This is a genomic window from Streptomyces sp. cg40 (assembly GCF_050320165.1).
GTDB classification, from domain to species: domain Bacteria; phylum Actinomycetota; class Actinomycetes; order Streptomycetales; family Streptomycetaceae; genus Streptomyces; species Streptomyces hokutonensis.
This window is the reverse complement of the sequence record NZ_CP190128.1, coordinates 8,962,661-8,987,991: the sequence shown is the minus strand read 5'-3', so window position 1 is coordinate 8,987,991 and position 25,331 is coordinate 8,962,661. Positions and strand designations below refer to the sequence as shown.

Annotated in this window: 25 protein-coding genes and 1 pseudogene; 18 read left to right on the top strand and 8 right to left on the bottom strand. The window is 71.7% G+C overall.

All coding sequences use genetic code 11. The features are described from left to right. The first annotated feature begins 10 nt into the window (after window positions 1-10). Window positions 11-697, top strand: a complete 687-nt coding sequence (locus tag ACQHII_RS40580; protein WP_427923924.1) for a class I SAM-dependent methyltransferase — start codon at window positions 11-13, stop codon at window positions 695-697. A 7-nt stretch (window positions 698-704) separates the two neighbouring features. Here the strand turns inward: ACQHII_RS40580 and ACQHII_RS40575 are convergent, their stop codons facing one another. After that, the gene (locus tag ACQHII_RS40575; protein WP_019070960.1) at window positions 705-1,079 is read right to left on the bottom strand and encodes a hypothetical protein; all 375 of its coding nucleotides are present in this window, start codon (window positions 1,077-1,079) and stop codon (window positions 705-707) included. Window positions 1,080-1,083: 4 nt separating this feature from the next. Continuing rightward, a complete protein-coding gene (locus ACQHII_RS40570) occupies window positions 1,084-1,323 on the bottom strand; it encodes a toxin-antitoxin system HicB family antitoxin (protein ID WP_366094160.1) in 240 nt (79 codons plus the stop codon). 209 nt (window positions 1,324-1,532) lie between these two features. Here ACQHII_RS40570 and ACQHII_RS40565 point away from each other — a divergent pair, with 209 nt between their 5' ends. The 10 genes from ACQHII_RS40565 (at window position 1,533) to mug (ending at window position 12,144) form a co-directional block, all read left to right on the top strand. Beyond that, window positions 1,533-2,360 carry an ABC transporter ATP-binding protein gene (locus tag ACQHII_RS40565; protein ID WP_427923923.1) on the top strand — a complete coding sequence of 276 codons (828 nt, stop codon included), beginning with the start codon at window positions 1,533-1,535 and terminating at the stop codon, window positions 2,358-2,360. Between the two features lie 3 nt (window positions 2,361-2,363). Then, window positions 2,364-4,934, top strand: coding sequence for an ABC transporter permease (locus ACQHII_RS40560; RefSeq protein WP_427923922.1), 2,571 nt, complete (start codon window positions 2,364-2,366; stop codon window positions 4,932-4,934). Between the two features lie 72 nt (window positions 4,935-5,006). Next, window positions 5,007-5,924 carry a TIGR03621 family F420-dependent LLM class oxidoreductase gene (locus ACQHII_RS40555; RefSeq protein ID WP_427923921.1) on the top strand — a complete coding sequence of 306 codons (918 nt, stop codon included), beginning with the start codon at window positions 5,007-5,009 and terminating at the stop codon, window positions 5,922-5,924. Next, entirely contained in the window at window positions 5,917-6,342 is a 426-nt protein-coding gene (locus ACQHII_RS40550) for a GNAT family N-acetyltransferase (protein ID WP_427923920.1), read from the top strand. The genes ACQHII_RS40555 and ACQHII_RS40550 overlap by 8 nt, the downstream gene beginning before the upstream one ends. Before the next feature lie 150 nt (window positions 6,343-6,492). Further along, the gene (locus ACQHII_RS40545; RefSeq protein ID WP_427923919.1) at window positions 6,493-7,839 is read left to right on the top strand and encodes a hemolysin family protein; all 1,347 of its coding nucleotides are present in this window, start codon (window positions 6,493-6,495) and stop codon (window positions 7,837-7,839) included. After that, window positions 7,836-8,849, top strand: coding sequence for a hemolysin family protein (locus ACQHII_RS40540; RefSeq protein ID WP_388110167.1), 1,014 nt, complete (start codon window positions 7,836-7,838; stop codon window positions 8,847-8,849). Before ACQHII_RS40545 ends, ACQHII_RS40540 begins: the two co-directional genes overlap by 4 nt. A 67-nt stretch (window positions 8,850-8,916) precedes the next feature. Continuing rightward, window positions 8,917-9,699 carry an SGNH/GDSL hydrolase family protein gene (locus tag ACQHII_RS40535; RefSeq protein ID WP_427923918.1) on the top strand — a complete coding sequence of 261 codons (783 nt, stop codon included), beginning with the start codon at window positions 8,917-8,919 and terminating at the stop codon, window positions 9,697-9,699. 6 nt (window positions 9,700-9,705) lie between these two features. Next, window positions 9,706-10,047 carry a DUF4326 domain-containing protein gene (locus ACQHII_RS40530; protein WP_427923917.1) on the top strand — a complete coding sequence of 114 codons (342 nt, stop codon included), beginning with the start codon at window positions 9,706-9,708 and terminating at the stop codon, window positions 10,045-10,047. Between the two features lie 73 nt (window positions 10,048-10,120). Next, on the top strand, window positions 10,121-11,563 hold the full coding sequence (gene purB / locus ACQHII_RS40525) for an adenylosuccinate lyase (protein WP_019070970.1): 1,443 nt from the start codon (window positions 10,121-10,123) through the stop codon (window positions 11,561-11,563). 8 nt (window positions 11,564-11,571) lie between these two features. After that, entirely contained in the window at window positions 11,572-12,144 is a 573-nt protein-coding gene (gene mug, locus ACQHII_RS40520) for a G/U mismatch-specific DNA glycosylase (protein ID WP_427923916.1), read from the top strand. A 1-nt stretch (window position 12,145) separates the two neighbouring features. On the opposite strand, the gene ACQHII_RS40515 is transcribed toward mug, so the two are convergent. Genes ACQHII_RS40515 through ACQHII_RS40505 form a run of 3 tightly spaced genes read right to left on the bottom strand, consistent with a single transcriptional unit; the run spans window position 12,146 to window position 14,266 of the window. Next, on the bottom strand, window positions 12,146-12,562 hold the full coding sequence (locus ACQHII_RS40515) for a hypothetical protein (RefSeq protein ID WP_427923915.1): 417 nt from the start codon (window positions 12,560-12,562) through the stop codon (window positions 12,146-12,148). Between the two features lie 58 nt (window positions 12,563-12,620). Continuing rightward, on the bottom strand, window positions 12,621-13,343 hold the full coding sequence (locus tag ACQHII_RS40510; protein WP_427923914.1) for an ABC transporter permease: 723 nt from the start codon (window positions 13,341-13,343) through the stop codon (window positions 12,621-12,623). Window positions 13,344-13,345: 2 nt separating this feature from the next. Further along, complete coding sequence (locus ACQHII_RS40505; RefSeq protein ID WP_427923913.1) at window positions 13,346-14,266, bottom strand: ATP-binding cassette domain-containing protein; 921 nt, start codon at window positions 14,264-14,266, stop codon at window positions 13,346-13,348. 108 nt (window positions 14,267-14,374) lie between these two features. On the opposite strand from ACQHII_RS40505, the gene ACQHII_RS40500 reads away from it, so the two are divergent. The 3 genes from ACQHII_RS40500 to ACQHII_RS40490 all read left to right on the top strand — a co-directional run bounded on the left by ACQHII_RS40500 (window position 14,375) and on the right by ACQHII_RS40490 (window position 17,460). After that, window positions 14,375-15,529, top strand: coding sequence for a sensor histidine kinase (locus tag ACQHII_RS40500; protein WP_427923912.1), 1,155 nt, complete (start codon window positions 14,375-14,377; stop codon window positions 15,527-15,529). A 14-nt stretch (window positions 15,530-15,543) separates the two neighbouring features. Continuing rightward, window positions 15,544-16,206 carry a response regulator transcription factor gene (locus tag ACQHII_RS40495; protein ID WP_427923911.1) on the top strand — a complete coding sequence of 221 codons (663 nt, stop codon included), beginning with the start codon at window positions 15,544-15,546 and terminating at the stop codon, window positions 16,204-16,206. Window positions 16,207-16,305: 99 nt separating this feature from the next. Next, window positions 16,306-17,460 carry an ROK family transcriptional regulator gene (locus ACQHII_RS40490; RefSeq protein WP_019070977.1) on the top strand — a complete coding sequence of 385 codons (1,155 nt, stop codon included), beginning with the start codon at window positions 16,306-16,308 and terminating at the stop codon, window positions 17,458-17,460. A gap of 172 nt (window positions 17,461-17,632) precedes the next feature. On the opposite strand, the gene ACQHII_RS40485 is transcribed toward ACQHII_RS40490, so the two are convergent. Together ACQHII_RS40485 and ACQHII_RS40480 are read right to left on the bottom strand one after the other, a co-directional pair. Further along, window positions 17,633-18,394: a GntR family transcriptional regulator gene (locus ACQHII_RS40485; protein ID WP_427923910.1), complete on the bottom strand. Its 762-nt coding sequence runs from the start codon at window positions 18,392-18,394 to the stop codon at window positions 17,633-17,635. Window positions 18,395-18,633: 239 nt separating this feature from the next. Beyond that, window positions 18,634-19,518, bottom strand: coding sequence for an RNA polymerase sigma-70 factor (locus tag ACQHII_RS40480; protein ID WP_427923909.1), 885 nt, complete (start codon window positions 19,516-19,518; stop codon window positions 18,634-18,636). A 109-nt stretch (window positions 19,519-19,627) separates the two neighbouring features. Between ACQHII_RS40480 and ACQHII_RS40475 the strand changes: the two genes are divergently transcribed. Together ACQHII_RS40475 and ACQHII_RS40470 are read left to right on the top strand one after the other, a co-directional pair. After that, entirely contained in the window at window positions 19,628-20,281 is a 654-nt protein-coding gene (locus tag ACQHII_RS40475; RefSeq protein WP_427923908.1) for an NADPH-dependent F420 reductase, read from the top strand. Window positions 20,282-20,391: 110 nt separating this feature from the next. Next, entirely contained in the window at window positions 20,392-21,222 is an 831-nt protein-coding gene (locus tag ACQHII_RS40470) for an alpha/beta fold hydrolase (RefSeq protein ID WP_427923907.1), read from the top strand. A gap of 45 nt (window positions 21,223-21,267) precedes the next feature. Here ACQHII_RS40470 and ACQHII_RS40465 read toward each other — a convergent pair. Then, window positions 21,268-22,104, bottom strand: a pseudogene (locus ACQHII_RS40465) (DMT family transporter); the annotation flags it as partial. A gap of 47 nt (window positions 22,105-22,151) precedes the next feature. On the opposite strand from ACQHII_RS40465, the gene ACQHII_RS40460 reads away from it, so the two are divergent. Further along, window positions 22,152-23,627 carry a PLP-dependent aminotransferase family protein gene (locus ACQHII_RS40460; protein WP_427923906.1) on the top strand — a complete coding sequence of 492 codons (1,476 nt, stop codon included), beginning with the start codon at window positions 22,152-22,154 and terminating at the stop codon, window positions 23,625-23,627. A 105-nt stretch (window positions 23,628-23,732) separates the two neighbouring features. Then, complete coding sequence (locus tag ACQHII_RS40455; RefSeq protein ID WP_427923905.1) at window positions 23,733-25,316, top strand: alkaline phosphatase D family protein; 1,584 nt, start codon at window positions 23,733-23,735, stop codon at window positions 25,314-25,316. The last annotated feature ends 15 nt before the right edge of the window (window positions 25,317-25,331 follow it).

Below are 25,331 nucleotides of genomic sequence, written 5' to 3'. Positions count from 1 at the left end.
GGAGGTCGCCATGCCGCTACGGTCCGCAGGCTCCGGCACTGTGCCGCGGGACGCCGTCCACCACCCGCTGTTCGCCCGTTACTACGCCCGCTTCAGTGTGCGCGCCGAGTCACGCTTCGGCCTGGCCGGGATGCGGGAGAGGCTGCTCGCCGGGCTCTCCGGGCGGGTGATCGAGATCGGCGCCGGAAACGGGCTGAACTTCGCGCACTATCCGGGCACCGTCTCGGAGATCGTCGCGATCGAGCCCGAGCGGACTCTGCGGCAGCTGGCCGTGGAGTCCGCGCTCCGCTCCGGGGTGCCCGTCGACGTGGTGCCGGGCGCAGCGGAGAAGCTGCCCGTCAAGAGCGAGGCCTTCGACGCGGTCGTGCTCTCACTGGTGCTGTGCAGTGTGCGCGATGTGCCGCGGGCGCTCGCGGAGGCCCAGCGCGTGCTGCGGCCCGGCGGAGTCGTACGGTTCTTCGAGCACGGCCGGGGCGGCGGACCTGCGATGGCTTTCACCCAGCGCGCCCTGGACCGCACACTGTGGCCGCCGCTCAACGGAGGCTGTCATCTCGCCCGCGACCCGGTCGCCGAGTTGCGCGAGGCGGGGTTCGAACTGGGGCCGTACCGACGGGTGTTGATCCCGGAGAAGGGGCCCGCGCTGCCGACGTCGTACTGCGTCCTGGGCACGGCCTGGCGCCCGGTCGCGGACGGGTGATCACACGTCACAGGCTCCACTGGCGCAGCTCGTGCGCGATGTCGTCGACCGACGCCTCGCCGCTCTTCACCAACCGGGCAAGATCCCGGACCTGTTCGGGCGAGGTGATGACCTTCAGGCCGCTGGCGACGAGGTACGCGTAGGCGACGGCCGAGGCGAAGAGGGCGTTGGAGCGCTCCAACGCGGGCACGTGGATGAGGAGTTGGAGTAACGCGGCGGCTCGTGCGTGCGGGCTGTCGTAGACGGGGACGTCGAATATGTCGGCCTGGTGGCGGGCGACGGCGGCGACGAGCGCGCCCCAGTCGGTGACCTGGGGGTCTCCGGGTGTGTTGTGTTCGGCGAGCATCAGCAGCCAGGCGAGGTCGATCCTGAGGTTGTTCAAGGGATCAGCGGCGACCTTCGCGGGTGCTCGCCCCGTCGGCGCCGAACTCGTCGGCGAAGACGGACTCGTACTGCTTCATGAAGTCGGCGGCGGCCTCGACGAAGGTGTGGCCGACCTCCCCGGTGTCCTGTCTGACCAGCTCTTCTATGTAGCGGTTGACGCTCATGCCACGGGCCAGGGCACGCTCACGCGCCGCGCGGGCGGTGCCCTCGTCCACGCGTACGTTCAGCTGGGTCTTCGCCATACCTAGACGCTAGCGCCAAATCGCTAGCAGAGGCAAGGGCTCATCCGGTGGGTGGAGAGTGCCCCTTACACCGGTGTCGGGGGCCCGACCTGGGGCGGAGACCGCCTCGGTCGCACGGGGGATATCGGGTGTGCGCCGCGTCACACTAGGCTCGGCCAGGAGTACGGAGTCGGGCACGTCCACGAGCGAGGGAACTCCAGGAGGCCGTCTTGTCCACACCTGCAGCGGAGCACGCCCCGGGTCAGGCCCCGGCCGGCCGGATCGCGGCCCGCGCCCGCGGTCTGACCAAGGCGTACGGCTCGGGCGAGACGACCGTGCTCGCCCTGGACGCGGTGGACGTGGACATCGCGCGCGGCCGTTTCACCGCCGTCATGGGCCCCTCGGGCTCCGGGAAGTCCACGCTGATGCACTGCCTGGCGGGGCTCGACACCGTCTCGGCCGGACAGGTGTGGCTCGGCGACACCGAGATAACGGGGCTGAAAGACCGCGAGCTGACCCGGCTGCGCCGGGACCGGATCGGGTTCATGTTCCAGTCGTTCAACCTCATCCCGACCCTCAACGCGGCCGAGAACATCACGCTGCCCATGGACATCGCCGGCCAGAAGCCGGACCAGAAGTGGCTGGACCAGGTCATCGACACACTCGGGCTGCGGGACCGCCTCAAGCACCGGCCGTCCCAGCTGTCCGGCGGCCAGCAGCAGCGGGTGGCCTGCGCGCGGGCGCTCGCCTCCCGGCCCGAGCTGATCTTCGCGGACGAGCCGACCGGCAACCTCGACTCCCGGGCCGGCCTTGAGGTGCTCGGCTTCCTGCGGGACGCGGTCGACGGCCTGGGGCAGAGCGTCGTCATGGTCACCCACGACCCGGGTGCCGCCGCCCACTCGGACCTGGTGCTCTTCCTGGCGGACGGGCGGATCGTGGACGAGATGGAGCGGCCGACGGCAGAGGGCGTGCTGGAACGCATGAAGCGCTTCGACCTGGCCAGGGGGCAGCTCGACGGGCCGCCGACCGCCCCTGGGGACACCGAGGACAAGGACTGAACCGTGCTGAAGGCGACCCTCCGGAGCTTCCTCGCGCACAAGGGAAGGCTGCTGCTCTCGGCGCTGGCCGTCGTGCTGTCCGTCGCGTTCGTCGCGGGCAGCCTGATCTTCTCCGACACGGTGACGCGGACCTTCGACCGCCTCTTCGCCTCGACGTCCGCCGACGTGACCGTGGAGCCGAAGCAGGACCTCAAGTCCTCGGTGCCCACCGGCGCGACCGAGACCGTGCCCGCCGCGCTGGCCGGGCAGGTGGCGCAGGTGGCCGGCGTCGCGGCGACGCACGCCGACGTGTCCGTGCAGAACATCGTGGTCGTCGACGGCAAGGACAAGTCGGTCGGGCCGACCACGGGCGCGCCCACCATCGCCACCGACTGGTACCTCACCGACCGCAGCCCGGTGAAACTGACCTCGGGCCACGCTCCGCAGGGCGCCGGCCAGGCCCTCCTGGACGCGGACACCGCCGACAACAAGCACGTGAAGATCGGCGACACGCTCACCGTGCAGGCGCAGCCCGGCAGCTTCAAGGTCGAGATCGTCGGCATCGCCACCTTCACCACCACCAACCCCGGTGCCGCGCTCGTCTTCCTCGACCCCGCCACCGCGAAGTCCCAGCTCCTCGGCGCCTCCGACCGCGCCACGAGCATCTCGGTGGACGCGGCCAAGGGCGTGTCCGACGCCGTGCTCAAGCAGCGGGTGGCCGCCGCGATCGGTTCGTCCGGCTCCTACGACATCAAGACCGCCGACGAGCAGGCCAAGTCGGCCGCCGCCGACCTGGGCGGTTTCCTCGACGTCATCAAGTACGTGATGCTGGGCTTCGCGGGCATCGCGGTCCTCGTCGGTGTGTTCCTGATCGTCAACACGTTCTCGATGCTGATCGCCCAACGCACCCGCGAACTGGGCCTGTTGCGCGCCCTCGGCGCCGACCGCAAGCAGGTGCGCCGCTCGGTGCTCACCGAGGCGCTGCTGCTCGGTCTCATCGGTTCGACTCTGGGGCTGGCGGCCGGTATCGGGCTCGCGGCCGGGCTGATCAAGCTCATGACCGCGTTCGGCATGAATCTCAAGACCACCGAGATGGTGGTGAATTGGCCGACTCCCGTGGCGGCGTACGTCGTCGGCGTCGGCGTCACCTTCGTCGCCGCGTACCTCCCGGCCCGGCGGGCCGCGACGGTCTCGCCGATGGCGGCCCTCGCGGACGCCGAAGTCGCGGGTGTGGGGCGGCCGTTGAGGGTGCGGGCGGTAGTGGGTTCGATCGTCGGCGCGATCGGCGTGGCCGCGCTCGCGGGCTGCGCGGCCGCGACGAAGACGGCCTCCTCCGCCTCGTTCCTGGGGCTCGGGATCGTGCTGACTCTCATCGCGACCGTGATCGCGGGCCCGCTCCTGGTCCGCCCGATGATCCGGGTGCTGGGCGGTGCCTTCCCCGCCCTGTTCGGCTCGGTCGGCCGGATGAGCCAGCGCAACGCCCTGCGCAACCCGCGTCGTACGGGCGCGACCGCGGCGGCTCTGATGGTGGGCCTGGCCCTGGTCGGCGGGATGTCGGTGGCGAGCGCGTCGATGTCCAAGTCCTTCGACCAGCAGATCGACAAGACCCTGGGCGCCGACTTCGTTATCCAGAACGGCGGTTTCGTGCCGTTCTCAAAGGAGGTCACGGACCGTGTGCGCGCCACGGAGGGCGTCGGTCTCGTCGTACGCGCGCGGTTCGCGCCCCTCGCCGTCAGGCTGCCGGACGGCAAGCGGGTGGAGACGACGGCCGCCGGTTACGACGCCCCGCTCGACGACGTCGCCCACATCAAGTACGCGCAGGGGAACACGACTTCGGCACTCGCGGCCGGGCACCTCGCCATGGACGTCGACTTCGCGAAGGACCACAAGGTACGGCTGGGCAGCGTGCTCCCCGTCGAGTTCCCGGGCGGACGCACCACACAGCTGACGGTGGGCGCCCTCAGTGACCAGGGCACGGCCGGCGGGTTCGGCACGCAGGGCGGGCTGTTCTTCGGGATCGCCACGGTCGAGAAGTACGTCCCGAACGGCCAGGACTCCACGCTGTACGTGAACGCCGCCTCCGGCACCGGCGCCGACCAGCTCCGCAAGGCGCTGGACACGACGCTGAAGCCCTATCCGCAGGTGCAGGTCCGCGACGAGGCCGACTACAAGAAACTCGTGCACGACCAGATCGCCGTACTGCTGTATCTCGTCTACGCGTTGCTCGGACTGGCCATCGTCATCGCGGTGCTCGGCGTGGTCAACACCCTTGCCCTGTCGGTCGTGGAGCGCACCCGGGAGATCGGTCTGCTGCGCGCGATCGGACTTGGACGGCGTCAACTGCGGCGGATGATCCGGCTGGAGTCGGTGGTGATCGCGGTGTTCGGCGCGGTACTGGGGCTCGGTCTCGGCCTGGTGTGGGGCGTGTGCGCGCAGCAAGTCCTGGCGCTCCAGGGCATGAAGGCGCTCGCGGTCCCGTGGAGCACGATCGTCGCGGTGGTGATCGGTTCGGCGGTGGTCGGCATCGTCGCGGCCCTGCTGCCGGCCTTGCGCGCCTCCCGTATGAACGTGCTGGCGGCGATCGCACACGAGTGATGGAATCGCGACGGTCGATCTGGAGTCCCTTGCCGCCGTCGATCTGAAGTCCCTTGCGCCCGAGGAGAGTTCATGCCGCGCCCGTTCCGCTTCGGGGCCAGTCTGCTCACGTCCGCGCCCGCCGACGAGTGGCGCGCGAGATGCCGACGCGTCGAGGAACTCGGCTACGACGTGATCCTCGTCCCCGACCATCTGGGCATGGTCGCGCCGTTCCCGGCACTGGTCGCGGCGGCGGACGCGACCGAGCGGCCACGGGTGGGCACGTTCGTGCTCAACGCGGGCTTCTGGAACCCGACTCTGCTGGCCCGCGAGGTCGCGACGACCAACGACCTGACCGGCGGTCGCCTCGAACTCGGCCTGGGCACGGGCTACATCCAGGCGGAGCACGACATGGCCGGGCTGCCCTTCGGTTCGCCGGGCGAACGCGTGGACCATCTCCGGCGCACCGTCGCGGAGTTGGCGCGACTACTGGGGACCACGGAGACCCGGGTACCGCTGCTCCTGGGCGGCAACGGCGACCGCATGCTGCGCCTGACCGCCGAGCACGCGGACATCGCGGCGTTCACGGGTGCGCGACTGGTGCCGGGCGACACGGACGGCAGGCTGGCGCCGGTCGACTCCACCGAGTTCGCTCAACGGGTCGCCCGGTACCGGGAGTTCGCGGCCGAGCGGGCGGCGGCGGAACCCGCCGAACTCAACCTGCTGATCCAGCTGGTGGCAGTGACGGACGACCCCGCGGGCGCGCTCCGCCCGCTGCTGGAGCGCCGGCCGGACCTCACCCTGGAGCAGGTGCTCGACCTCCCCGTGATGCTGGTCGGCACCCTGGAGGACATCAGCGCGAAGCTGCGCGCGCTGCGCGACCGGTACGGGTTCTCGTATCTCACCGTGCTGGAGCCGTACCTGGAGGCGTTCGCGCCGGTGGTCGAGGAACTGCGCCGAAATCCGCTCGCCGCGCCGGCCGACCCTCTGCTTGGCTCGCCCCATGAGTGATCTTCATATCCGCAGCGCGGCCCTCTCCGACATCGACGCCGTGCTGGCGTTCTGGCGCGAGGCCGCGGAAGGCACGAGCATCAGCGACGACCGCGACGGCGTGGCACGGCTCATCGAGAGGGACCCCGACGCACTGATCCTCGCGGAACGCGACGGGCGGCTCGTCGGGTCCGTGATCGCCGGCTTCGACGGCTGGCGCTGTCACCTCTACCGGCTGGCCGTGCACCCGGAGCAGCGCCGCCGGGGCATCGGCTCGGCGCTGCTGACGGCGGCCGAGGAGCGGTTCGTGGCGCTGGGCGGGCGCCGCGGGGACGCGATGGTGCTGGAGCGCAACGAGACCGGGCAGCATGCCTGGCGAGCGGCGGGGTATGCACGCGAGGACCACTGGCGGCGCTGGGTGAAGCACCTCACCACCTGAACGCTTTGCCCATCCTTTACCATTGGCGGACGACCCGGAACTTCTGCTTCTCCTCGAAAGGTGTGAGCGTCCGCCCATGGGCGAGCCTCCCAGTACGCGACATCGCGCGAACCTCCCTGCCCTGTCCGATCATGGGACGGAGGTGACCCGATGACCGAAGTGCTTCTGCTGCTGGTGGCGATCCTGCTCTCGCTCCTCTGCGGCGCCTTCGTCGCGGCCGAGTTCTCGCTGACCACCGTGGAGCGCGGCGAGCTGGAGCGCGCGGTCGAGCGCGGCGAGCGGGGCGCCTCCGGTGCCCTGAAGGCCGTACGGAATCTGACCTTCCAGCTCTCCGGCGCGCAGCTGGGCATCACGGTCACCAACCTGGTCGTCGGCATGCTCTCGGAGCCGTCGATCGCGGCCCTCATCGCGGGCCCCCTGGAGTCGCTGGGCATCTCGCACTCCGCGTCGAGGTCCGTCGCGCTGGTGCTGGGCACGGCACTGTCGACGGTGTTCCTGATGGTCGTCGGCGAGCTGGTGCCGAAGAACTGGGCGATCTCCTCGCCGCTGGCCGTGGCGAAGCGGGTGGGCAACGCGCAGCGCTGGTTCAGTGCCGCGTTCCGCCCCTTCATCAGCCATCTGAACAACACGGCCAACCACGTGGTGCGGGCCTTCGGCCTGGAGCCGGCCGAGGAGCTGGCCTCCGCGCGCGGGCCGCAGGAACTGGCCGCGCTGGCCCGGCACTCCGCCAAGGAGGGCGCCCTGGAGCCGGACACCGCCGAACTGTTCGTCCGGACCCTGAACCTCGCCGACCTCACCGCGGAGAACGTGATGACGCCCCGCGTCCAGGTCGTCGCCCTCGACGCCCAGGCGACCTGCGAGGACGTGGCCAACGCGACCCGGGCGACGGGACTGTCCCGCTTCCCGGTCTACCGTGGCAGCCTCGACGACGTCGTCGGCACCGTGCACATCAAGGACGTCCTGGCGGTACCGGCGGACCGGCGGGCCCGCTTCCCCCTCTCCGACGTGTTGCGCGAACCCCTCCTCGTCCCCGAGTCCCTCACCGTGGACCGCCTCCTGGACCGGCTGTCCGGCAAGCGCACGATGGCCGTCGTCATCGACGAGTACGGCGGCACGGCGGGGGTCGCGACCCTGGAGGACATCGTCGAGGAGGTCGTGGGCGAGGTGCGGGACGAGCACGACCCGCACGAGACGCCCGACCTGGCCCCGGCCGGGACGGACGACGAGGGCCGGGCGCTGTACTCGGCGGACGGCGCCGCCCGCATGGACCAGCTCGCGCGCGTCGGACTGCGGGCGCCGGAGGGGCCGTACGAGACGCTGGCCGGTCTGGTCGCCACCGAGCTGGGGCGGATCCCCGAGGTCGGGGACACCGTCGCGGTCGCCGGGTGGCGGATCGACGTCGTGGACGCGTCGGGGCGACGGGCCGCGCGGCTGCTGCTGCACGCGCCGCGCGACGGCTCCGACGCCCGTACCGACTCCGTGGAGGGGGAGCTGTGACCGCCGTACAACTGCTGATCGGGTTGGCGACGCTGGTCGTCAACGCCTTCTTCGTGGGCGCCGAGTTCGCGCTGATCTCGGTGCGCCGCAGCCAGATCGAGCCGCACGCCGAGCAGGGCGACCGGCGTGCCAAGAGCGTGCTGTGGGGGCTGGAGCACGTGTCCGTGCTGCTGGCCGCGGCTCAGCTCGGCATCACGCTGTGCACGCTGGTGCTCGGTATCGTCGCCGAGCCGGCGATCGCGCATCTGCTGGAGCCGGTGTTCCACGCGGTCGGCGTCCCGGAGAGCGCGGGGCACGCGGTGTCCTTCGTGATCGCGCTGGCCGCCGCGACGTATCTGCACATGCTGCTCGGCGAGATGGTGCCGAAGAACATCGCCCTGGCCGAGCCGGTGCGCAGCGCGCTGCTGCTGGGACCGCCACTGGTGACGCTGTCCCGGGCGCTGCGGCCGGTGATCTTCACGATCAACGCGTTCGCCAACACGCTGCTCAAGCTGCTGCGCGTCGAGGTCAAGGACGAGGTCACGGCGACCTTCTCGGACGCCGAACTCGCCCGGATCGTCCGGGACTCCGGCGAGGCGGGCCTCATCGACGAGCGCGCCAGGGAGCGGTTGAACGACGCCCTGGAGCTGGGCAGCAGGCCGGTCCGGGACGTCGTACTCCCCCTCGAACGCGTCGACTACGTGGTGGCGGGCATCACCCCGGCCGAGCTGGAGGTGCTGTCGGCCGAGTCCGGCTTCTCGCGCTTCCCGGTGGTGGACGCCGAGCGCCGGATCATCGGCTACCTCCATGTGAAGGACGCGCTGGACGCCTCACCGCGGGACGAGCCGTTCAAGGTGGAGGACATGCGCTCCATCGCGAACATCCGGGAGAGCACACCCATGGACGACGTCCTCACCGCGATGCGCAGGGGCCGTACGCACCTCGCGGCGGTCCTCGACGAGGAGGGGCGGCTGACCGGTCTGGTGACCATGGAGGACGTGCTGCGGGAGCTGTTCGGGCAGCGGGCGTAGGCCCGGGCCCCGGTCGGGGAGGGGGACCGACCGGCGGGTATGGACGCGGGATATCATCTTCGTCGCCATGCAGACGAATCCCACGCACACCAGCCTGGTCGCGATCGGCGACTCCTTCACCGAGGGCATGTCGGACCTGCTCCCGGACGGCACCTACCGGGGCTGGGCCGACCTCCTCGCCGGCCGGATGGCCGCCCGGACGCCCGGTTTCCGGTACGCCAACCTCGCCGTGCGCGGCAAGCTGATCGCGCAGATCGTCGAGGAGCAGGTCGGACCGGCGGCGGCCATGCAGCCCGATGTGATCACGCTGGTGGGCGGCCTGAACGACACCCTGCGCCCCAAGTGCGACATGGGCCGGGTGCGTGCCCTCCTGGAGGAGGCCGTCGAGCGCCTCACGCCCGCGTGCAAGCACCTGGTGCTGATGCGCAGCCCGGGCCGCCAGGGTCCGGTCCTGGAGCGCTTCCGGCCGCGCATGGAGGAGCTCTTCGCCTGCGTCGACGACCTCGCCGACCGGCACGGCGCCCTCGTCGTGGACCTGTACGGCGCCCCTTCGCTCGCCGACCCGCGCGCGTGGGACGTCGACCGCCTCCACCTCACGGATGAGGGTCACCGCCGCGTCGCCGAGGCCGTGTGGCAGACCCTCGGCTACGAGGCGGAGGACCCGGAGTGGCGCACCCCGATGCCGCCGACCCCGCCCCCGAACTGGACCGCCCGCCGCGTGGAGGACGTCCGCTTCACCCGCCAGTACCTCCTCCCCTGGATAGGCCGCCGCCTCACCGGCCGCTCCTCCGGCGACGGCCGCTCCCCCAAGCGCCCCGATCTCCTCCCCTACGAGGGCCCGGCGGCGTAACTCCCCATGACCACGCGGGTGATCAACGTCAGGGGCCGGATCCACGAGTACGGCCCCCGGCTGGAACTCGCCCCCACGGACCTCGTCTACGTGGGCCGCCGCTGGACCCTCGGCGGCTGGGACCTCCCCCGCCACCCGCTCTACAACCCCTTCGCCTACGACACCCCCACGCGCCGCCGGGACGGCACGCGCGCGGAGGTGATGGCGAGGTACCGGGCGTATCTGCTGGAACGCCCCGACCTGCTGGCCCTCGTGCCGGAGCTGCGCGGACGGACGCTGGCCTGCTGGTGCGCACCGCTGCCGTGCCACGCGGGGGTGCTGGCCGAGCTCGCGGACTCGCGACGGTGACGGAGGTCTCGTAGCTTCCGACGAAGGGGACTGTGGCGCTGGCCTGCACGAATCGCCAGTAGAATCCGTACACGTGACTTCCGCTGCCGCCAAGCCCCGCATCCCGAACGTCCTCGCCGGACGTTACGCCTCCACCGAGCTCGCCACGCTCTGGTCCCCCGAGCAGAAGGTGAAGCTGGAGCGGCAGCTCTGGCTCGCTGTGCTGCGGGCCCAGAAGGACCTCGGGATCGAGGTGCCGGACGCGGCGATCGCGGACTACGAGCGCGTCCTCGACCAGGTCGACCTGGCCTCGATCGCCGAGCGCGAGAAGGTCACGCGGCACGACGTGAAGGCGCGGATCGAGGAGTTCAACGACCTCGCCGGGCACGAGCAGGTCCACAAGGGCATGACGTCCCGTGACCTGACGGAGAACGTCGAGCAGCTGCAGATCCGGCTCTCCCTGGAGCTGATGCGCGACCGTACGGTGGCCGTCCTGGCCCGGCTCGGCAAGCTGGCCGGTGAGTACGGCGAGCTGGTCATGGCAGGCCGCTCGCACAACGTGGCCGCGCAGGCCACCACCCTGGGCAAGCGTTTCGCGACCGCCGCCGACGAGCTGCTCGTGGCCTACGGCCGGGTCGAGGAGCTGCTCGGCCGTTACCCGTTGCGCGGGATCAAGGGCCCGGTGGGCACGGCCCAGGACATGCTGGACCTGCTCGGCGGCGACGCGGCGAAGCTCGCTGAGCTGGAGCAGCGGATCGCCTCCCACCTCGGTTTCTCGCAGGCGTTCACCTCGGTCGGGCAGGTGTACCCGCGCTCGCTGGACTACGAGGTCGTGACGGCGTTGGTGCAGGTCGCGGCGGCGCCCTCCTCGCTCGCGAAGACGATCCGGCTGATGGCCGGGCACGAGCTGGTCACCGAGGGCTTCAAGCCGGGCCAGGTCGGGTCCTCCGCGATGCCGCACAAGATGAACACCCGCTCCTGCGAGCGCGTCAACGGCCTGATGGTCATCCTGCGCGGCTACGCGTCGATGACCGGCGAGCTGGCGGGCGACCAGTGGAACGAGGGCGACGTCTCCTGCTCGGTGGTGCGCCGGGTGGCCCTGCCCGACGCGTTCTTCGCGCTCGACGGGCTGCTGGAGACGTTCCTGACCGTGCTCGACGAGTTCGGCGCGTTCCCGGCCGTCGTGGCGCGTGAGCTCGACCGCTATCTGCCGTTCCTCGCGACGACCAAGGTACTGATGGCCGCCGTCCGCGCGGGTGTCGGCCGTGAGGTCGCGCACGAGGCCATCAAGGAGAACGCGGTCGCCTCCGCGCTGGCGATGCGCGAGCAGGGTGCCGAGCGCAACGAACTGCTCGACAAGCTCGCCGCCGACGAGCGCATCCCGCTGGACCGCGCCCAGTTGGACGCCCTGATGGCCGACAAGCTGTCCTTCACGGGCGCCGCCGCCGATCAGGTCGCCGCCGTGGTCGCCCGCGTCGAGGAGATCGCGAAGCAGCACCCGGAGGCCGCGGGCTACACCCCCGGGGCGATCCTCTGACGCCTCCGATGCCCTCGACGCCCTCGACGCCCCCGAAGTGCTTCACCCAGACAGAGCTGGAGGCCGCCCGTGACCGTCTCGTACCGGACGTCGTCGCGGACGGCCTCGGTGTGCTGTTCTGCGGGATCAACCCGGGTCTGATGACGGCGGCCACGGGCCATCACTTCGCCCGTCCCGGCAACCGCTTCTGGCCGGTGCTGCAGCTGTCCGGCTTCACACCGAGGCTCATGAAGCCTTCGGAGCAGGGCGAGTTGTTGTCGTACGGGCTCGGCATCACGAATGTGGTGGCGCGGGCGACGGCACGGGCCGACGAGCTGAGCGCGGAGGAGTACCGGGAGGGCGGGCAGGCGCTCGCGTCGAAGCTGGCGGGGTGGCAGCCGCGGTGGCTGGCGGTGCTGGGCGTCACGGCCTACCGGGCCGCGTTCGACGACCGCCGGGCTCAAGTGGGGCCGCAGGAGCGGATGTTCGGGGACACGCGGGTGTGGGTGCTGCCCAATCCGAGCGGGCTGAACGCGCATTGGACGGCGGCGACGATGGCGGAGGAGTTCGGGCGGTTGCGGGAGGCCGCACGGGACCAGTAGGTCACGGTGGGTCTATGTCCGTGACCGCGACGAGGAGGCGGATCGCGTCCTCCTCGTCCCGGTCGGCCACGCCTAGAGCGATCCAGCGGCCGGTGTCCTGTGCCTCCCAGACGTTCAGCGCATTCGTGCGGTCGGCGAGTGCGGCCCAGGGCTCCGGTATCTCCTCGCCCCGCTCCATGCGCACCCTCACCGTGAGCTGAGGCCAAGGGAGTTGTTCGCCCAGGCGGTCGTTCAGCCTTTCCGCGAGACCCTGCCGCAAGGCGTCGACGTCGTCCGCCGTCAGCTCCTGGTCGGTCTCTAACTCCACCGTGAAGTGGCCCGGCCCGGCCGCGCAGCGACCCGAGGCGCTCGGCTCCGCAGGGAACTCCTGCGCGCAGAGCCGGTCGATGGCGGCCAGGTGCTTCGCGACGATATCCATGTGATCCAGTAAAGCGGTTGCCACTGACAATTGGCGGGGCGTCAGTGACTTGCCCGGATCAGGCATCCCGGCGCCGCACGCTCCACGCCCCCGCGGCCAAGGCCGTCGCCGCCCACAGCGCCGTCACCGCGAGCCCGGTCCACGGGCCCATCGCGCCGTCCCAGGTCGCGTGGAGCGCCACCTGGCCGGCCCGGTCGGGCAGCAGGTCCGCGATGTTGTTCGACATGTCGCCGATGACGAAGGACACGATCAGCAGGAACGGGATGAGGATGCCCAGCGTCGCCGCACCGCTGCGCAACAGCGCAGTGAGACCGGCCGCGAACAGCGCCATCAGCGTGAGATAGACAGCACAGCCGGCCACCCCGCGCACCTGCACCGCCCAGCCGAGCCCATCGGCCCTGGCACCGAGCACCGCCTTGCCCACCAGCAGCGTCACGACGCCGGTGACCAGGCCGACGACCAGCACGGGTACGGCGATCGCCGTCGCCTTGGCCGCGAACCAGCGCCCCCGGCGCGGCACCGCGGCCAGCGACAGCCGTAGCGCTCCGCCCTGGAACTCGGAGGACACGGCGGCCGTACCGAAGGCGATCACCGCGATCTGTCCGAAGCTCACGCCGAAGAAGACCGAGACGAGCGGGTCGAAGTCGTCTCCCCCGGTGTCGGACGAGGCGAGCGCGGAGAAGAGGGCCGTCACCGCGGGGATCGTGGCGAGGGACGCGATCTGGGAGCGCAGGGAACGGATCTTGATCCACTCGGAGTGGAACACGGGCGCGAATGCCATGGTCAGGCCTCCTGGTGCGGTGCGGTGAACTCGGTCTCGGTGGTGGTCAGATCGAGGTAGGCCTGCTCCAACGTGCCCTCCGCGGAGGCCAGTTCGAGGATCGGTACGGTCGCCGCGGACAACAGGGTGCCGATCTCGTCCACGCGTGCGTGCGTCACGATCCAGTGCCCGTCCTCGTGTTCCACGGCGTCGTGGCCGTGCCCGGCGAGTGCGGCCTTCAGGGCACCGGCGTCCGTCGTACGGATGCGTACGTGGGGCTGCACGCGCGCGTCGATGAAGTCCCGCATCGGGGTGTCGGCGAGGAGTCGGCCGCGTCCGAGGACGACCAGGTGATCGGCGAAGGAGGCGGTCTCGTTCATGAGGTGGCTGGAGACCAGGACCGTGCGGCCCTCCGCCGCCAGGCGGCGCAGCAATTCCCGGATCCAGACGATGCCTTCGGGGTCCAGGCCGTTCGACGGCTCATCCAGCAGGATGACTTCGGGATCGCCCAGGAGTGCACCGGCGATGCCCAGCCGCTGCCGCATGCCCAGGGAGTACGTCTTCACCCGGCGTCGGGCCACCGACGCGAGTCCCGTCTCCTCCAGCACCGCGTCGACCCGGGCGGCCGGGATGCGGTTGCTCGCGGCCAGGGCACACAGGTGGTCGCGGCCGGTGCGGGAGCCGTGGGCGGCCTGGGCGTCGAGCAGGGCGCCCACGTGACGCAGCGGCTCGGTGAGCTCGGCGTAGGGGCGGCCTCCGACGGTGGCGGTTCCGGAGGTGGGCCGGTCGAGGCCGAGGACGAGGCGCATGGTGGTGGACTTCCCGGCGCCGTTGGGACCGAGGAAGCCGGTCACCTTGCCGGGACGGACGCAGAAGGTGACATGGTCCACGGCCCGCCGGGTGCCGTACTCCTTGGCGAGGTCTCGTACGTCGATGCTGGTCATGACCAACAGCCTTGCTGTTCCGGCGAGTTGGGCCCTCCCCCGCCGGTGGAGATCGCCTCCCCCGCCGGGGGGAGGCCGATTGTCGGTGCCGGCTGTCACGATGTCGGAATGGCCCGCTTCCTACGCCCGCTGCTCCGGGGGACGACGTACACGCGTCTGCTGCACCTCTGGGTGCCGATGCTGATCACCAGCGTGTGGCTCTTCATCAGCCCGGACACTCCGTACGCACCCGCGCTCATGCTGATCCCGGTCGGCCTGATCCCGGCCGTGCGGATCGGCGAGGGAGTGCAGGCGCAGTTGCTGCTGACGCCGGGGCAGCAGGACCCGGGGATCTCCGTGGCACCCTCGGCGACCTGGCGGGACCGGGGCCGGACCGTGCTGTGGCTGGAGGCCCGGATGGCGCTGGGCTGGGTGACCACGTTCGCCTGCGTCTGGTTCCCGGTCATCTCCTTCCAGCTGGTCGAGATCGCACGCGGGCACGTGCCCGACGACGTATGGGTCCTCAAAGAGGCGTCACCGAGCGGGTGGTACGCCTGGCTGGCACCGCTCCCCGTGATCGCGTTGTACGGCGCCGTCGTCGTCCTCGGCAAGGTGGCCACGTCGACGGCCCGCGTGTTGCTCGGTCCCTCGCGCGCGGAGCAGCTCGCCGCCCTGGAGGAGCGCACCGAGCAGCTGCTGGAGCGCAACCGCATCGCGCGGGAGTTGCACGACTCCATCGGACACGCGCTGACGGTGGCGGTGGTGCAGGCGGGTGCCGCCCGGACGGCGGGCGACCCGGAGTTCACCGAGCGTGCCCTGGGTGCCATCGAGGAGACCGGCCGGGCCGCGCTGGAGGATCTGGAGCGGGTGTTGGGTGTACTGCGTGAGGCGGAGCGGCCGGTGAGCAGTCGGCCGACGCTGGTGGACGCCGATCGGCTGTGGGAGTCCGCGCGGGCGTCGGGGGCGAAGGTCGACGCGGAGGTGACCGGGCCGTTGGAGACGGTGCCGGGACCGGTGTCCCGGGAGGGGTACCGGATTCTTCAGGAGGCGCTGACGAATGTGCTGCGGCACGCGGGGTCGGTACCCGTCCGGGTCCGTATCCGGGTCGCGGACGGGACGCTCGATCTGGAGGTGCGCAATCCGCTGACGGCGGCGATATCCGGCCCGGGCAGGGGCAGTGGGCTGCGGGGCATACGCGAGCGGGCCGCGCTGCTCGGGGGCCGGGCGCACACGGGGCCCGACGAGGGCGACTGGCAGGTGCATGCGGAGCTGCCGCTGGGTTGATCTAGGGTGGCCGGATGCCGGTCACCGTTCTCCTGGTCGATGACGAACCCCTCGTACGCGCGGGCCTGCGGGCCGTGCTGGAGGCACAGCCGGACATCGAGGTGGTCGGGGAGGCCGCCGACGGGGCCGCGGTGATCCCGCTGGTGCGGCAGCTGCGGCCCGATGTGGTCGCCATGGACGTACGGATGCCGCTCCTGGACGGCATCGAGGCCACGCGCGCGGTACTGCGGACGGTCGAGGACCCGCCGAAGATCCTGGTCATCACGACCTTCGAGAACGACGAGTACGTGTACGAGGCGCTGCGGGCCGGTGCCGACGGGTTCCTGCTGAAGCGGGCCCGGCCGGCCGAGATCGTGCACGCGGTGCGGCTGGTGGCCGAGGGCGAGTCGCTGCTGTTCCCGGCATCCGTACGGCAGTTGGCGGCGGAGTACGGCGACGGCGGCGGGAACCGGGCGGCGCGCGCGGCGCTGGAACGGGCCCGGCTGACCGAGCGTGAGGGCGAGGTGCTGCGGCTGATGGCCAGGGGTTTGTCGAACGCGGAGATCGCCGCCCGGCTGGTCGTCGGCACCGAGACGGTGAAGTCGCATGTGAGCGCCGTACTGGCGAAGTTGGGGGCGCGGGACCGGACCCAGGCGGTGATCGCGGCGTACGAGTCCGGGTTCGTGGCGCCCGGGTGATCCGGTGGGGCTCATGAGTCGGGGGCGCCCGGCACTCGCCGGGGTCCGCCGCGCCGAGTACGATCCGCCCAACACGCGCACGAGCTGGGAGGACAGACCTTGGCGGGGCTGACCGGCGGGGACCCCTCGCTGCTGCGGAGGATCAACTCCGCGGTGGTGCTGCACGCGTTGCGTGCCACGGACTGCGCCACGCTGACGGAGATCACCCGGGTGACCGGTCTGTCCCGGCCGACCGTCGAGGGTGTCGTCGAGGGGTTGATCGAGGCCGGGCTGGTCGTCGAGAAGGCGGCCGACGAGAGCGTTGTACGGCGCCAGGGGCGGCCCGCGCGGCGGTTCAGGTTCCGGGCCGAGGCCGGGCATCTGCTGGGCCTGGAGATCGGCGCACATCGCGTCGCCGTGCTCCTCGCCGATCTGGACGGCCGGGTGCTCGGCGCGATCGCCAAGGACGTCGACGAGACGGCGTCGGCGGACGAGCGTCTGGAGCGGCTGCGCACGGCGGTCGCCGAGCTGCTGCGCCGGGCCGGAGTGGCACGCGGCTCGCTGCGGGCGGTCGGGGTCGCCACACCGGGCATCGTCGAGGCGGACGGGACCGTTCGGCTGGGCACCGCGCTGCCCCAGTGGACGGGACTGCACCTGGGCGAGCGGCTTAGCCGCTCCTTCAAGTGCCCGGTGCTGGTCGAGAACGACGCGAACGCGGCGGCGGTCGCCGAGCACTGGAAGGGCGCCGCGACCGAGTCCGACGACATGGTGATGGTCCTGGCGGGACTCAGCCCCGGCGCCGGTTCACTGATCGGGGGCCGGCTGCACCGGGGGTATCGCGGGGCGGCCGGTGAGATCGGAGCGCTGCATCTGCTGGGCCGGGACGTGACTCCGGAGACGCTGCTGTCCACGACGGACGAACCGCTGCACCCCTTGGACGAGCAGGCGGTCGCGCAGGTCTTCGCGCTGGCCCGCGACGGCGACCAGCGGGCCCGCGCGGCGGTCGACCGCTTCATACAGCGCCTGGTGCACGACGTGGCGGCGCTGGTCCTGGCCCTCGACCCCGAGCTCGTCGTCGTGGGCGGCTGGGCGGCCGGTCTGGACGGCGTACTGGAGCCGCTGCGGCGGGAGTTGGCGCGGTACTGTCTCCGGCCGCCGAAGGTGGCCCTGTCGTTGCTGGGCGAGGCGGCTGCGGCCACGGGGGCGCTGCGGCTCGCTCTCGATCATGTCGAGGAGCAACTGTTCGCGGTCGAGGGCACGGTGACGCGGCGCTAGCTTGGCGGGTGAGTGCGCTGGTGTCGTTTGTCGGGTGCGGCGCCGTCGTGGCTGGGCGCGCCCACGCGGCGGAGCCGCAAATCGACACAGCCCCGCGCCCCTTCAGGGCTGCGCCAACGCGTCGCGCCCCGGTGGAGTTCCGGGGCGCGCTACGGATGACCTGTTACTGCCGTCAGGAAGCCTGGCGTTCCGGGCCGTGGTGGATTTCCACGCCGCCCGAGTCGGCGAAGGTCAGGCGGCAGGTGTCCGCGCGGTAGGTCGCGACGGAGACCGCGGCGGTGCGGCCCTCGGCGAAGAAGCGGGTCGTGACGACGAGGACCGGTGCCCCCGGGAGGCGGTCGAGTTCCTTGGCGTCGTCCGCGCGGGCCGAGCCGAGCTCTACGGCGCGGTCCTGGCCCTCCAGTTCGAGGCGCTGGAGCTCACGCAGCACCGCACGCGCGCGTGCGGTCGCGGAGGGAGCGTCTATCGCGGAGAGGTCGGGCACCGACGACTCCGGAATGTAGAGCAGCTCGGCGGCGACCGGCTGCCCGTGGCTCACCCGGGAGCGCCGTACGGTGTGCACGAGTTCCTCGGAAGCGGTCTCCAGGACCTCGGCCACGGCCGCCGGCGGAGCCGCCAGGACGCAGTCGACGGACTGCCAGGCGTCCTCCGCGGCGCCCGGCCAGGCGTGCTGCTCGGTGCCGACGGCGACACCCATGCGCGGCGGCGCGACGGTCGTGCCGACGCCGCGGCGGCGCTGCAGCCGGCCTTCCAGTTCGAGTTGTTCCAGAGCCTGCCGGAGTGTGGCCCTGGCGACGCCGAAGCGGGCCGCCAGGTCTCGCTCGTTGGGCAGGATCTCGCCCACGGAGAACTCGGAGTCCAGTGCCTCGCTCAGCACTGTCTTGAGATGCCAGTACTTCGGCTCCGGCACCGATTCCAACTGCGTGGTCCCCACCCTGTCCTCCGCAATCGCCGTGGTCCGGCCGCGTTTTAGCGCCCTTGTTTATTAAAGGTTGTTTCACTTATCAGTGACCATAGGACGGCCCACACCCTTGGTCAAGACCAATCCTCGATCCCACAGGCAACACAGAGAGCGGTTGCCATGGGGCGTTCACAGGGCGTTCGTAAAGGGCGCGTTTCGTGACACGACGGCAAAGCCCCCGTCGCGAAACGGGGGCCCTGTCCGTGGCTCGGCTAAGCGGAAGCCAGCGAGCGGAGCTTGTCGGGGTTGCGGACGATATACACGGACCGGATGCGTCCGGCGGATACGTCCACCTGGAAGACGCTGTCGGGCTTGTCACCCGAAAGGATCAGCACCGCAGGGCCGCCGTTCAGCTCAAGGAAGCGGAACGAGATCTCCGGAATGCCCTTGCCCGCGACGGCGATCAGGAAGCGGCCCACATTGTCCGCAGTCTCCAGGATCCGCAGCGGCGCCTTGGTCTTGCCGCCGCTGTCGCCGACCAGTCGGACGTCCGGCGCGAGCAGTTCCATCAGGCCCGCCAGGTCGCCCTCCGACGCCGCGGCGAGGAACCGCTCGGTCAGATCGCGGCGCTGGGCCGGGTCGACGTCGTAGCGCGGGCGCCCTTCGTCGACGTGCTTGCGGGCTCGTCCGGCGAGTTGGCGCACGGCGGGCTCGCCGCGGTCGAGCATGGCCGCGATGTCGGCGTACGGGTAGCCGAAGGCCTCCCTGAGGACGAACACGGCGCGCTCCAGCGGCGACAGCGACTCCAGGACGACGAGTACGGCGAGGGACACGGAGTCGGCGAGGACGGCCCGTTCGGCGGCGTCCGGGACGGTGTCCCCGAAGTCGGTGGCGTACGGCTCGGGCAGCCAGGGGCCGACGTAGGTCTCGCCGCGCGCCTTGATCTGGCGCAGTCGGTCGATCGCGAGGCGGGTGGTGACGCGTACCAGGTAGGCGCGCGGTTCGCGCACCGCGCGGTGGTCGGCTCCGGACCAGCGCAGCCAGGCTTCCTGGACGACGTCCTCGGCGTCGGCCACCCGCCCGAGCATGCGGTAGGCGACTCCCATGAGGACGGGGCGGTGGTCTTCGAAGACGTCGGTCGGCGTGTCGGTGGTCACGGTCCTATCCCATGCGACGCGTGCGGCCCTGTCCAGGAGAAATCCGTGCGTCCCGGAGCAGAATCGGCCACGGGCCGACGGCGTCCGGCGGCCCCTTGCGGAGGTGGCGATGCGATACGCGGTGCTGGGCACGGGCGAGGTCGGCCAGGCCCTGGGCGGCAAGTTGGTCGAGCTGGGGCACCAGGTGACCCTGGGCTCGCGCACGAAGGACAATCCGGCCGCCGTGAAGTGGGCCGGGAGCGCCGGGGCCGGAGCGGGTGCCGGTACGTTCGCGGAGGCCGCCGCGGCGGGCGAGGTGATCGTGAACGCGGTGGGCGGCCGGGTGGCGCTCGCCGCGCTGGAGGCGGCCGGGGCGGAGCATCTCGACGGCAAGGTCGTCCTGGACGTCTCCAATCCCCTGGCGTTCGAGGACGGCCGGCTCAGGCTGTCGCCGGTGGAGTCGGACAGTATGGGTGAGCAGATCCAGCGCGCCTTCCCGCACGCGCGCGTGGTGAAGTCCCTCAACACCGTGAACTGCCGGGTGATGGTGGACCCCTCACTCGTGCCGGGCGGGCACCAGGTGTTCGTGTGCGGCGAGGACGCGGAGGCCAAGTCGCACGTGGCGGCCCTGCTCGGGGAGTTCGGCTGGCCCGCGCACCGGGTGCTGGACCTGGGCGGCATCGAGTCGGCGCGCGCCGCGGAGATGATGCTGCCGCTGTGGGTGAACCTGTTCCGGACCCTCGGGCACGGCGAGTTCAACCTTGAGGTGCGCAGCGCGCGTTGAGGTCCTCCAGGTCTGCGGCGACGGGGGCTACCGGTCGGTAGCTTTTGCTGACAAGCTGTCTACACGGCCTGTACGGCGTCTGTCAGCGAGTCCAGACGAGGAGCATCCCCATGTCCGCCACCGTCTCCTTCCCGGTCCCCTCTCCGCACGGCCCGCGGACCGTGACGCTGTCCTACGCGCGCGTGGGCAGCGGCGAACCACTGCTCCTGCTGCACGGCATCGGTCATCACCGGCAGGCCTGGGACCCGGTGGTGGACATCCTGGCGACCGAGCGGGACGTGATCGCCGTGGACCTCCCCGGGTTCGGCGCCTCACCCGCGCTGCCGGAGGGGCTGGCGTACGACCTGTCCACGACGGCCGCCGTCTTCGGCGCGTTCTGCGAGGCGCTCGGGCTCGACCGGCCCCACATCGCGGGCAACTCGCTCGGCGGTCTGCTGGCCCTGGAGCTGGGCCGCGAGAAGGTCGTGCGGTCCGTCACCGCGCTCTCCCCGGCCGGGTTCTGGTCCGAGGCCGAGCGCCGCTACGCCTTCGGGGTGCTGCTCACCATGCGGGGGATCGCCCGCCGGATGCCGCTCCCGATGGTCGAGCGCCTGTCGCGCACGGTGGCCGGCCGCACCGCCCTGACGAGCACCATCTACGCCCGCCCCGGCCGCCGTTCACCCGAGGCCGTGGTCGCCGAGACGCTCGCGCTGGTCAACGCCCCCGGGTTCGACGACACTCTCCGGGCCGGCACGACCGTCCAGTTCACCGACGACCTCCCCGGCCTGCCGGTCACCGTGGCCTGGGGCAGCCAGGACCGGCTGCTGCTGCGCCGCCAGGGCGTCCGGGCCAAGCACCTGATCCCGCGGGCGCGGCTCGTGCGGCTGCCCGGCTGCGGGCACTGCCCGATGAGCGACGACCCGGCGCTGGTCGCGCGCGTCATCCTCGACGGCAGCCGCTGACCGGCGCGGGAACCGCGTCGACGCACCTGATCCCAGGGCCACTCCGGCGCCGACGAGGGCGCTGCCGACGGCCTGGGCGGCCCCGTAGGCGCCCGTTCCGACGAGCGGCGCGGTCGCGGCCGCCGCGACCGGGATGAGGCCGGAGAAGAGCGTGGCGCGCTCCGCACCGATCCGTTGCAGGCCCATGTACCAGCACACGAAGCCGACGACCGTGACGACCGCCGCCTGCCACAGCAGCGCGGCGGCCTCGGTGGTGTCGGGTCGCCGCAGCCAGCCGTTCCCGTCGAGGAGCAGCCCGGCCGCCGCGGCCTCGATCGCGGCCACACCGCACACGATCGCCGACAACAACCGCGGCCCCAGGGGGCGCAGCACGGGCACCGCGAGCACCGCGAAGCCCACCTCCCCCGCAAGTGCGCACCCGGAGAGGGCGATTCCGGCGGCGTCCGTACGGCCCCACCCCTGGACGGTGAACGCGCCGACGGCGACGAGCGACGCCCCGTAGAGCACGATCCTGCGCGGACGGCGTCCCTCCAGGAGCGGGACGAGGGTCGCGACGACCACGGGGGCGCAGCCCACGAAGACACCCGGGACGGCCGGTTCGGCGCTGTGTTCGGCGGCGATGACGGCCAGGTTGAAGCCGACCATGCCGATGGCCGCGAGGAGTGCGAGGCGGGCCCATTGACGTGGCGTGAGCGCCCGTAGCCGGGCTGTCGCGTCCTTGCCGGTGAAGGGGAGCAGCAGCAGGCAGGCAAGGCCGTAGCGCAGGAACTGGCCGCCCGCGTACGGGTAGTGGCCGAGCACGCTGTTGGCGGTGAAGGACGCGCCGACGAGGACGCAGGCAAAGGCGGCGAGCGGGGCGCCGCGGGCGGCGGTTGCGGTCATGGCGGCGACGCTAGGCAGCAGGGCGGTCCGGATTAAGGTCCACTTCCATGACGTCATCGCGGACCAATCCGGACGGGTCGACCGATCCGGAGGGGCTGAGCGATCCTGAGGGGCTGACGGGTTCCGCCGCGTGGGAGCTGCTGCTGCCCGCCGTCTCGACACCGGCACGCACGCGTGGCCGTTCGCTCCAGGCCGCGTTGCGCGAGGCGGTGCGTTCGGGGCGGCTGGCGCCGGGCACGCGGTTGCCGTCGAGCCGGGACCTGGCGGCCGACCTCGGGGTGTCGCGAGGGCTGGTCACGGAGGCGTACGAGCAATTGACGGCGGAGGGGTATCTGCGCAGTGACCGGGGCGCGGGCACCTGGGTGAGCGGTGCCGTGCGGGCGGCGCGGCCACGCGCGCGTGATCTCGCACCGCGCTCCCCCGGCGCCCGGGTCGACTTCGTGCCCGGAACACCCGACCTGTCGCTGTTCCCACGCGCCGCCTGGGCCGCGGCGCAGCGCGGTGTGCTGGCGGAGTCGCCGCACGATCTGCTCGGCTATCCCGATCCGCGCGGGCTGCCCCGGTTGCGTACGGCTCTCGCGGAACTGCTGGCGCGCCGCCGGGGCGTGGTCGCCGATCCCGAGCGGCTGATCGTGGTCTCCGGAGTGGCTCAGGCGACGGCGCTGCTCGGATTCGTGCTCCACGCGCGCGGGATGCGCACCGTCGGCGTCGAGGACCCGGGCAGCCCGCAGCACGACGCCCTGTACGCGTCGTCGGGCGTCGGCACCGTACCGCTGCCCCTGGACGACGAGGGCCTGGCCATCGGGCCACTACGGGCGTCCGGTGTGCGGGCCGTGGTGGTGACGCCCGCCCATCAGTTCCCCACGGGCATCGCCTACTCCGCGCGGCGGCGGGCCCAACTCCTCGACTGGGCGCGTTCGGTGGACGGCCTGGTCTTCGAGGACGACTACGACGGCGACTTCCGCTACGACCGCGCCCCCGTGGGCGCCCTCCAGGGCCTCGACCCGGAGCATGTCGCCTACGCGGGCTCGGTCAGCAAATCGCTCGCCCCGGGGCTGCGGCTCGGCTGGCTGCTGGTGCCGGAGTCCCTGGCCGACGAGGTCGTGGAGCGCAAACGGACCATGGACCTCGGCCACCCGACCCTCGACCAGGCGCTGTTCGCCCGGTTCCTGGAACGCGGGGACTACGACCGGCAGTTGCGCCGCTGCCAGCGCGCCTACCGGCAGCGGCGTGACACCCTGGTCGCCGCCCTGGAGGAACACTTCCCCGGAGCGGAGGTCACCGGGATCGCCGCGGGACTGCACGTCATCGCCGAACTCCCGGAGAAGTACGGCCCCCAGGACGACTTCCTGGAACGGGCGGCCTCCGCCGGTGTCGCGATGCGCCCGCTCACGGCCTACGCACACGCGCGTGCCGACGACGCGGTCGTACGGCTGGTCCTCGGGTACGCGCATCTGTCTCCGGGGCGGATCCGCGCGGGTGTACGTCTGATGGCCGGTGCCCGGCACACGGACGGCCTCTGATGTCACGCGTTCCGTTGTTCACCCGTGGTTTCCGTGCGCGCTGCGGCGCACCAGTAGTTGTGGCGGTGCACCCTGACCGCATCCCGTCCGTGGAGGCGCAACCCCATGTCGCATCGCCCGTTCCCCGCCCGCCGCAGCGTCCTGCGCGGCACTCTGGCCGCGTCGGCGGCCCTGACCGTGCCCGCCGCCCTCGGCGCCGCGCCGGCCTTCGCCCTGTCCGGACGTCCGAAGGCGGGCTGGGGTGTGCAGGCGGGGGACGTGACCTCCGACTCCGGCCTGGTGTGGGTGCGTTCGGACCGCCCGGCCCGGATGGTCGTGGAGACCTCGGCCACCGGGTCGTTCCGCAACCCGCACCGGTGGCACGGTCCGCTGCTCGGCCCGGACACCGACTTCACCGGCACCACCCGGCTGCGCGGGCTGCCCTCGGGGCAGCAGATCCACTACCGGGTCCTGCTCGCCGACCCCGACGACCCGCGCCGCACCGGCGAACCCGTCGCAGGCACGTTCCGTACGGTGCCGACCGGGCGGCGCGGAGTGCGCTTCCTGTGGTCCGGTGACCTGGCGGGCCAGGGCTGGGGCATCAACCCGGACCTCGGCGGATACCGCATCTACGACGCGATGGCCGAGCTGGACCCTGACTTCTTCGTGTGCAGCGGCGACAACATCTACGCCGACGGTCCGATCACGGCGACGCAGGCTCTGCCCGACGGCAGCCTGTACCGGAACGTCACCACGGAGGAGAAGTCCAAGGTCGCCGAGACCCTGGCCGAGTTCCGCGGCAACTTCCGCTACAACCTGCTCGACGAGAACCTCAAGCGCTTCAACGCCCAGGTGCCCTCGATCATCCAGTGGGACGACCACGAGGTCCGCAACAACTGGTATCCGGGCGAGGTGATCGCCGCCACCGACACCCGCTACACGGAGAAGAGCGTCGACGCCCTGGCGGTGCGCGCCCGGCGCGCGTTCAGCGAGTACTTCCCGGTCTCGACGCTGCGCCCGGGCGCGAAGGAGGGCCGGGTGCAGCGCGTGATGCGGCACGGTCCGCTGCTCGACGTGTTCGTCCTGGACATGCGGACCTACCGCAACGCCAACTCGCCCGACAACCAGACCGTGGACCCGCAGGGCATCCTCGGCCGCGAGCAACTGGAGTGGCTCAAGCGGGAGTTGTCGCGCTCGCGCGCGGTGTGGAAGGTGATCGCCGCCGACATGCCGCTCGGTCTGGTCGTGCCCGACGCCACCGAGGGCAAGGCGAACATCGAGGCGGTCGCGCAGGGCGACCCGGGCGCGCCGCTGGGGCGTGAGCTGCAGATCGCCGAGCTGCTGCGGTACATCAAGCACCGGCGGATCACCGGCACCGTGTGGCTGACGGCGGACGTGCACCACACCTCCGCCCAGCACTACCAGCCCTCGCGCGCCGCGTTCACCGACTTCGAGCCGTTCTGGGAGTTCGTCTCCGGCCCGCTGAACGCGGGCGCCTTCCCGGCCAACGACCTCGACAACACCTTCGGTCCCGAGCGGGTGTTCGTGAAGGCACCGACCGTGGCGAACGTGTCGCCGGCCGAGGGCTACCAGTTCTTCGGCGAGGTCGACATCGACGGCCACAGCGGGGAACTGACGGTACGTCTGCGCGAGTCGGACGGCACCGTGCTGTTCACGCAGACCCTTCAGCCGGGACGGGTCGGTCAGTAACTCCACTACCCTCGA

Coding starts and splice junctions, on each gene's coding strand:
- ACQHII_RS40580 (WP_427923924.1), top strand. CDS start 11: ATGCCGCTACGGTCCGCAGGCTCCGGCACTGTGCCGCGGGACGCCGTC.
- ACQHII_RS40570 (WP_366094160.1), bottom strand. CDS start 1,323: ATGGCGAAGACCCAGCTGAACGTACGCGTGGACGAGGGCACCGCCCGC.
- ACQHII_RS40555 (WP_427923921.1), top strand. CDS start 5,007: ATGCCGCGCCCGTTCCGCTTCGGGGCCAGTCTGCTCACGTCCGCGCCC.
- ACQHII_RS40550 (WP_427923920.1), top strand. CDS start 5,917: ATGAGTGATCTTCATATCCGCAGCGCGGCCCTCTCCGACATCGACGCC.
- ACQHII_RS40545 (WP_427923919.1), top strand. CDS start 6,493: ATGACCGAAGTGCTTCTGCTGCTGGTGGCGATCCTGCTCTCGCTCCTC.
- ACQHII_RS40535 (WP_427923918.1), top strand. CDS start 8,917: ATGCAGACGAATCCCACGCACACCAGCCTGGTCGCGATCGGCGACTCC.
- ACQHII_RS40530 (WP_427923917.1), top strand. CDS start 9,706: ATGACCACGCGGGTGATCAACGTCAGGGGCCGGATCCACGAGTACGGC.
- mug (WP_427923916.1), top strand. CDS start 11,572: ATGCCCTCGACGCCCTCGACGCCCCCGAAGTGCTTCACCCAGACAGAG.
- ACQHII_RS40515 (WP_427923915.1), bottom strand. CDS start 12,562: ATGGATATCGTCGCGAAGCACCTGGCCGCCATCGACCGGCTCTGCGCG.
- ACQHII_RS40510 (WP_427923914.1), bottom strand. CDS start 13,343: ATGGCATTCGCGCCCGTGTTCCACTCCGAGTGGATCAAGATCCGTTCC.
- ACQHII_RS40505 (WP_427923913.1), bottom strand. CDS start 14,266: ATGACCAGCATCGACGTACGAGACCTCGCCAAGGAGTACGGCACCCGG.
- ACQHII_RS40500 (WP_427923912.1), top strand. CDS start 14,375: ATGGCCCGCTTCCTACGCCCGCTGCTCCGGGGGACGACGTACACGCGT.
- ACQHII_RS40495 (WP_427923911.1), top strand. CDS start 15,544: ATGCCGGTCACCGTTCTCCTGGTCGATGACGAACCCCTCGTACGCGCG.
- ACQHII_RS40475 (WP_427923908.1), top strand. CDS start 19,628: ATGCGATACGCGGTGCTGGGCACGGGCGAGGTCGGCCAGGCCCTGGGC.
- ACQHII_RS40470 (WP_427923907.1), top strand. CDS start 20,392: ATGTCCGCCACCGTCTCCTTCCCGGTCCCCTCTCCGCACGGCCCGCGG.
- ACQHII_RS40460 (WP_427923906.1), top strand. CDS start 22,152: ATGACGTCATCGCGGACCAATCCGGACGGGTCGACCGATCCGGAGGGG.
- ACQHII_RS40455 (WP_427923905.1), top strand. CDS start 23,733: ATGTCGCATCGCCCGTTCCCCGCCCGCCGCAGCGTCCTGCGCGGCACT.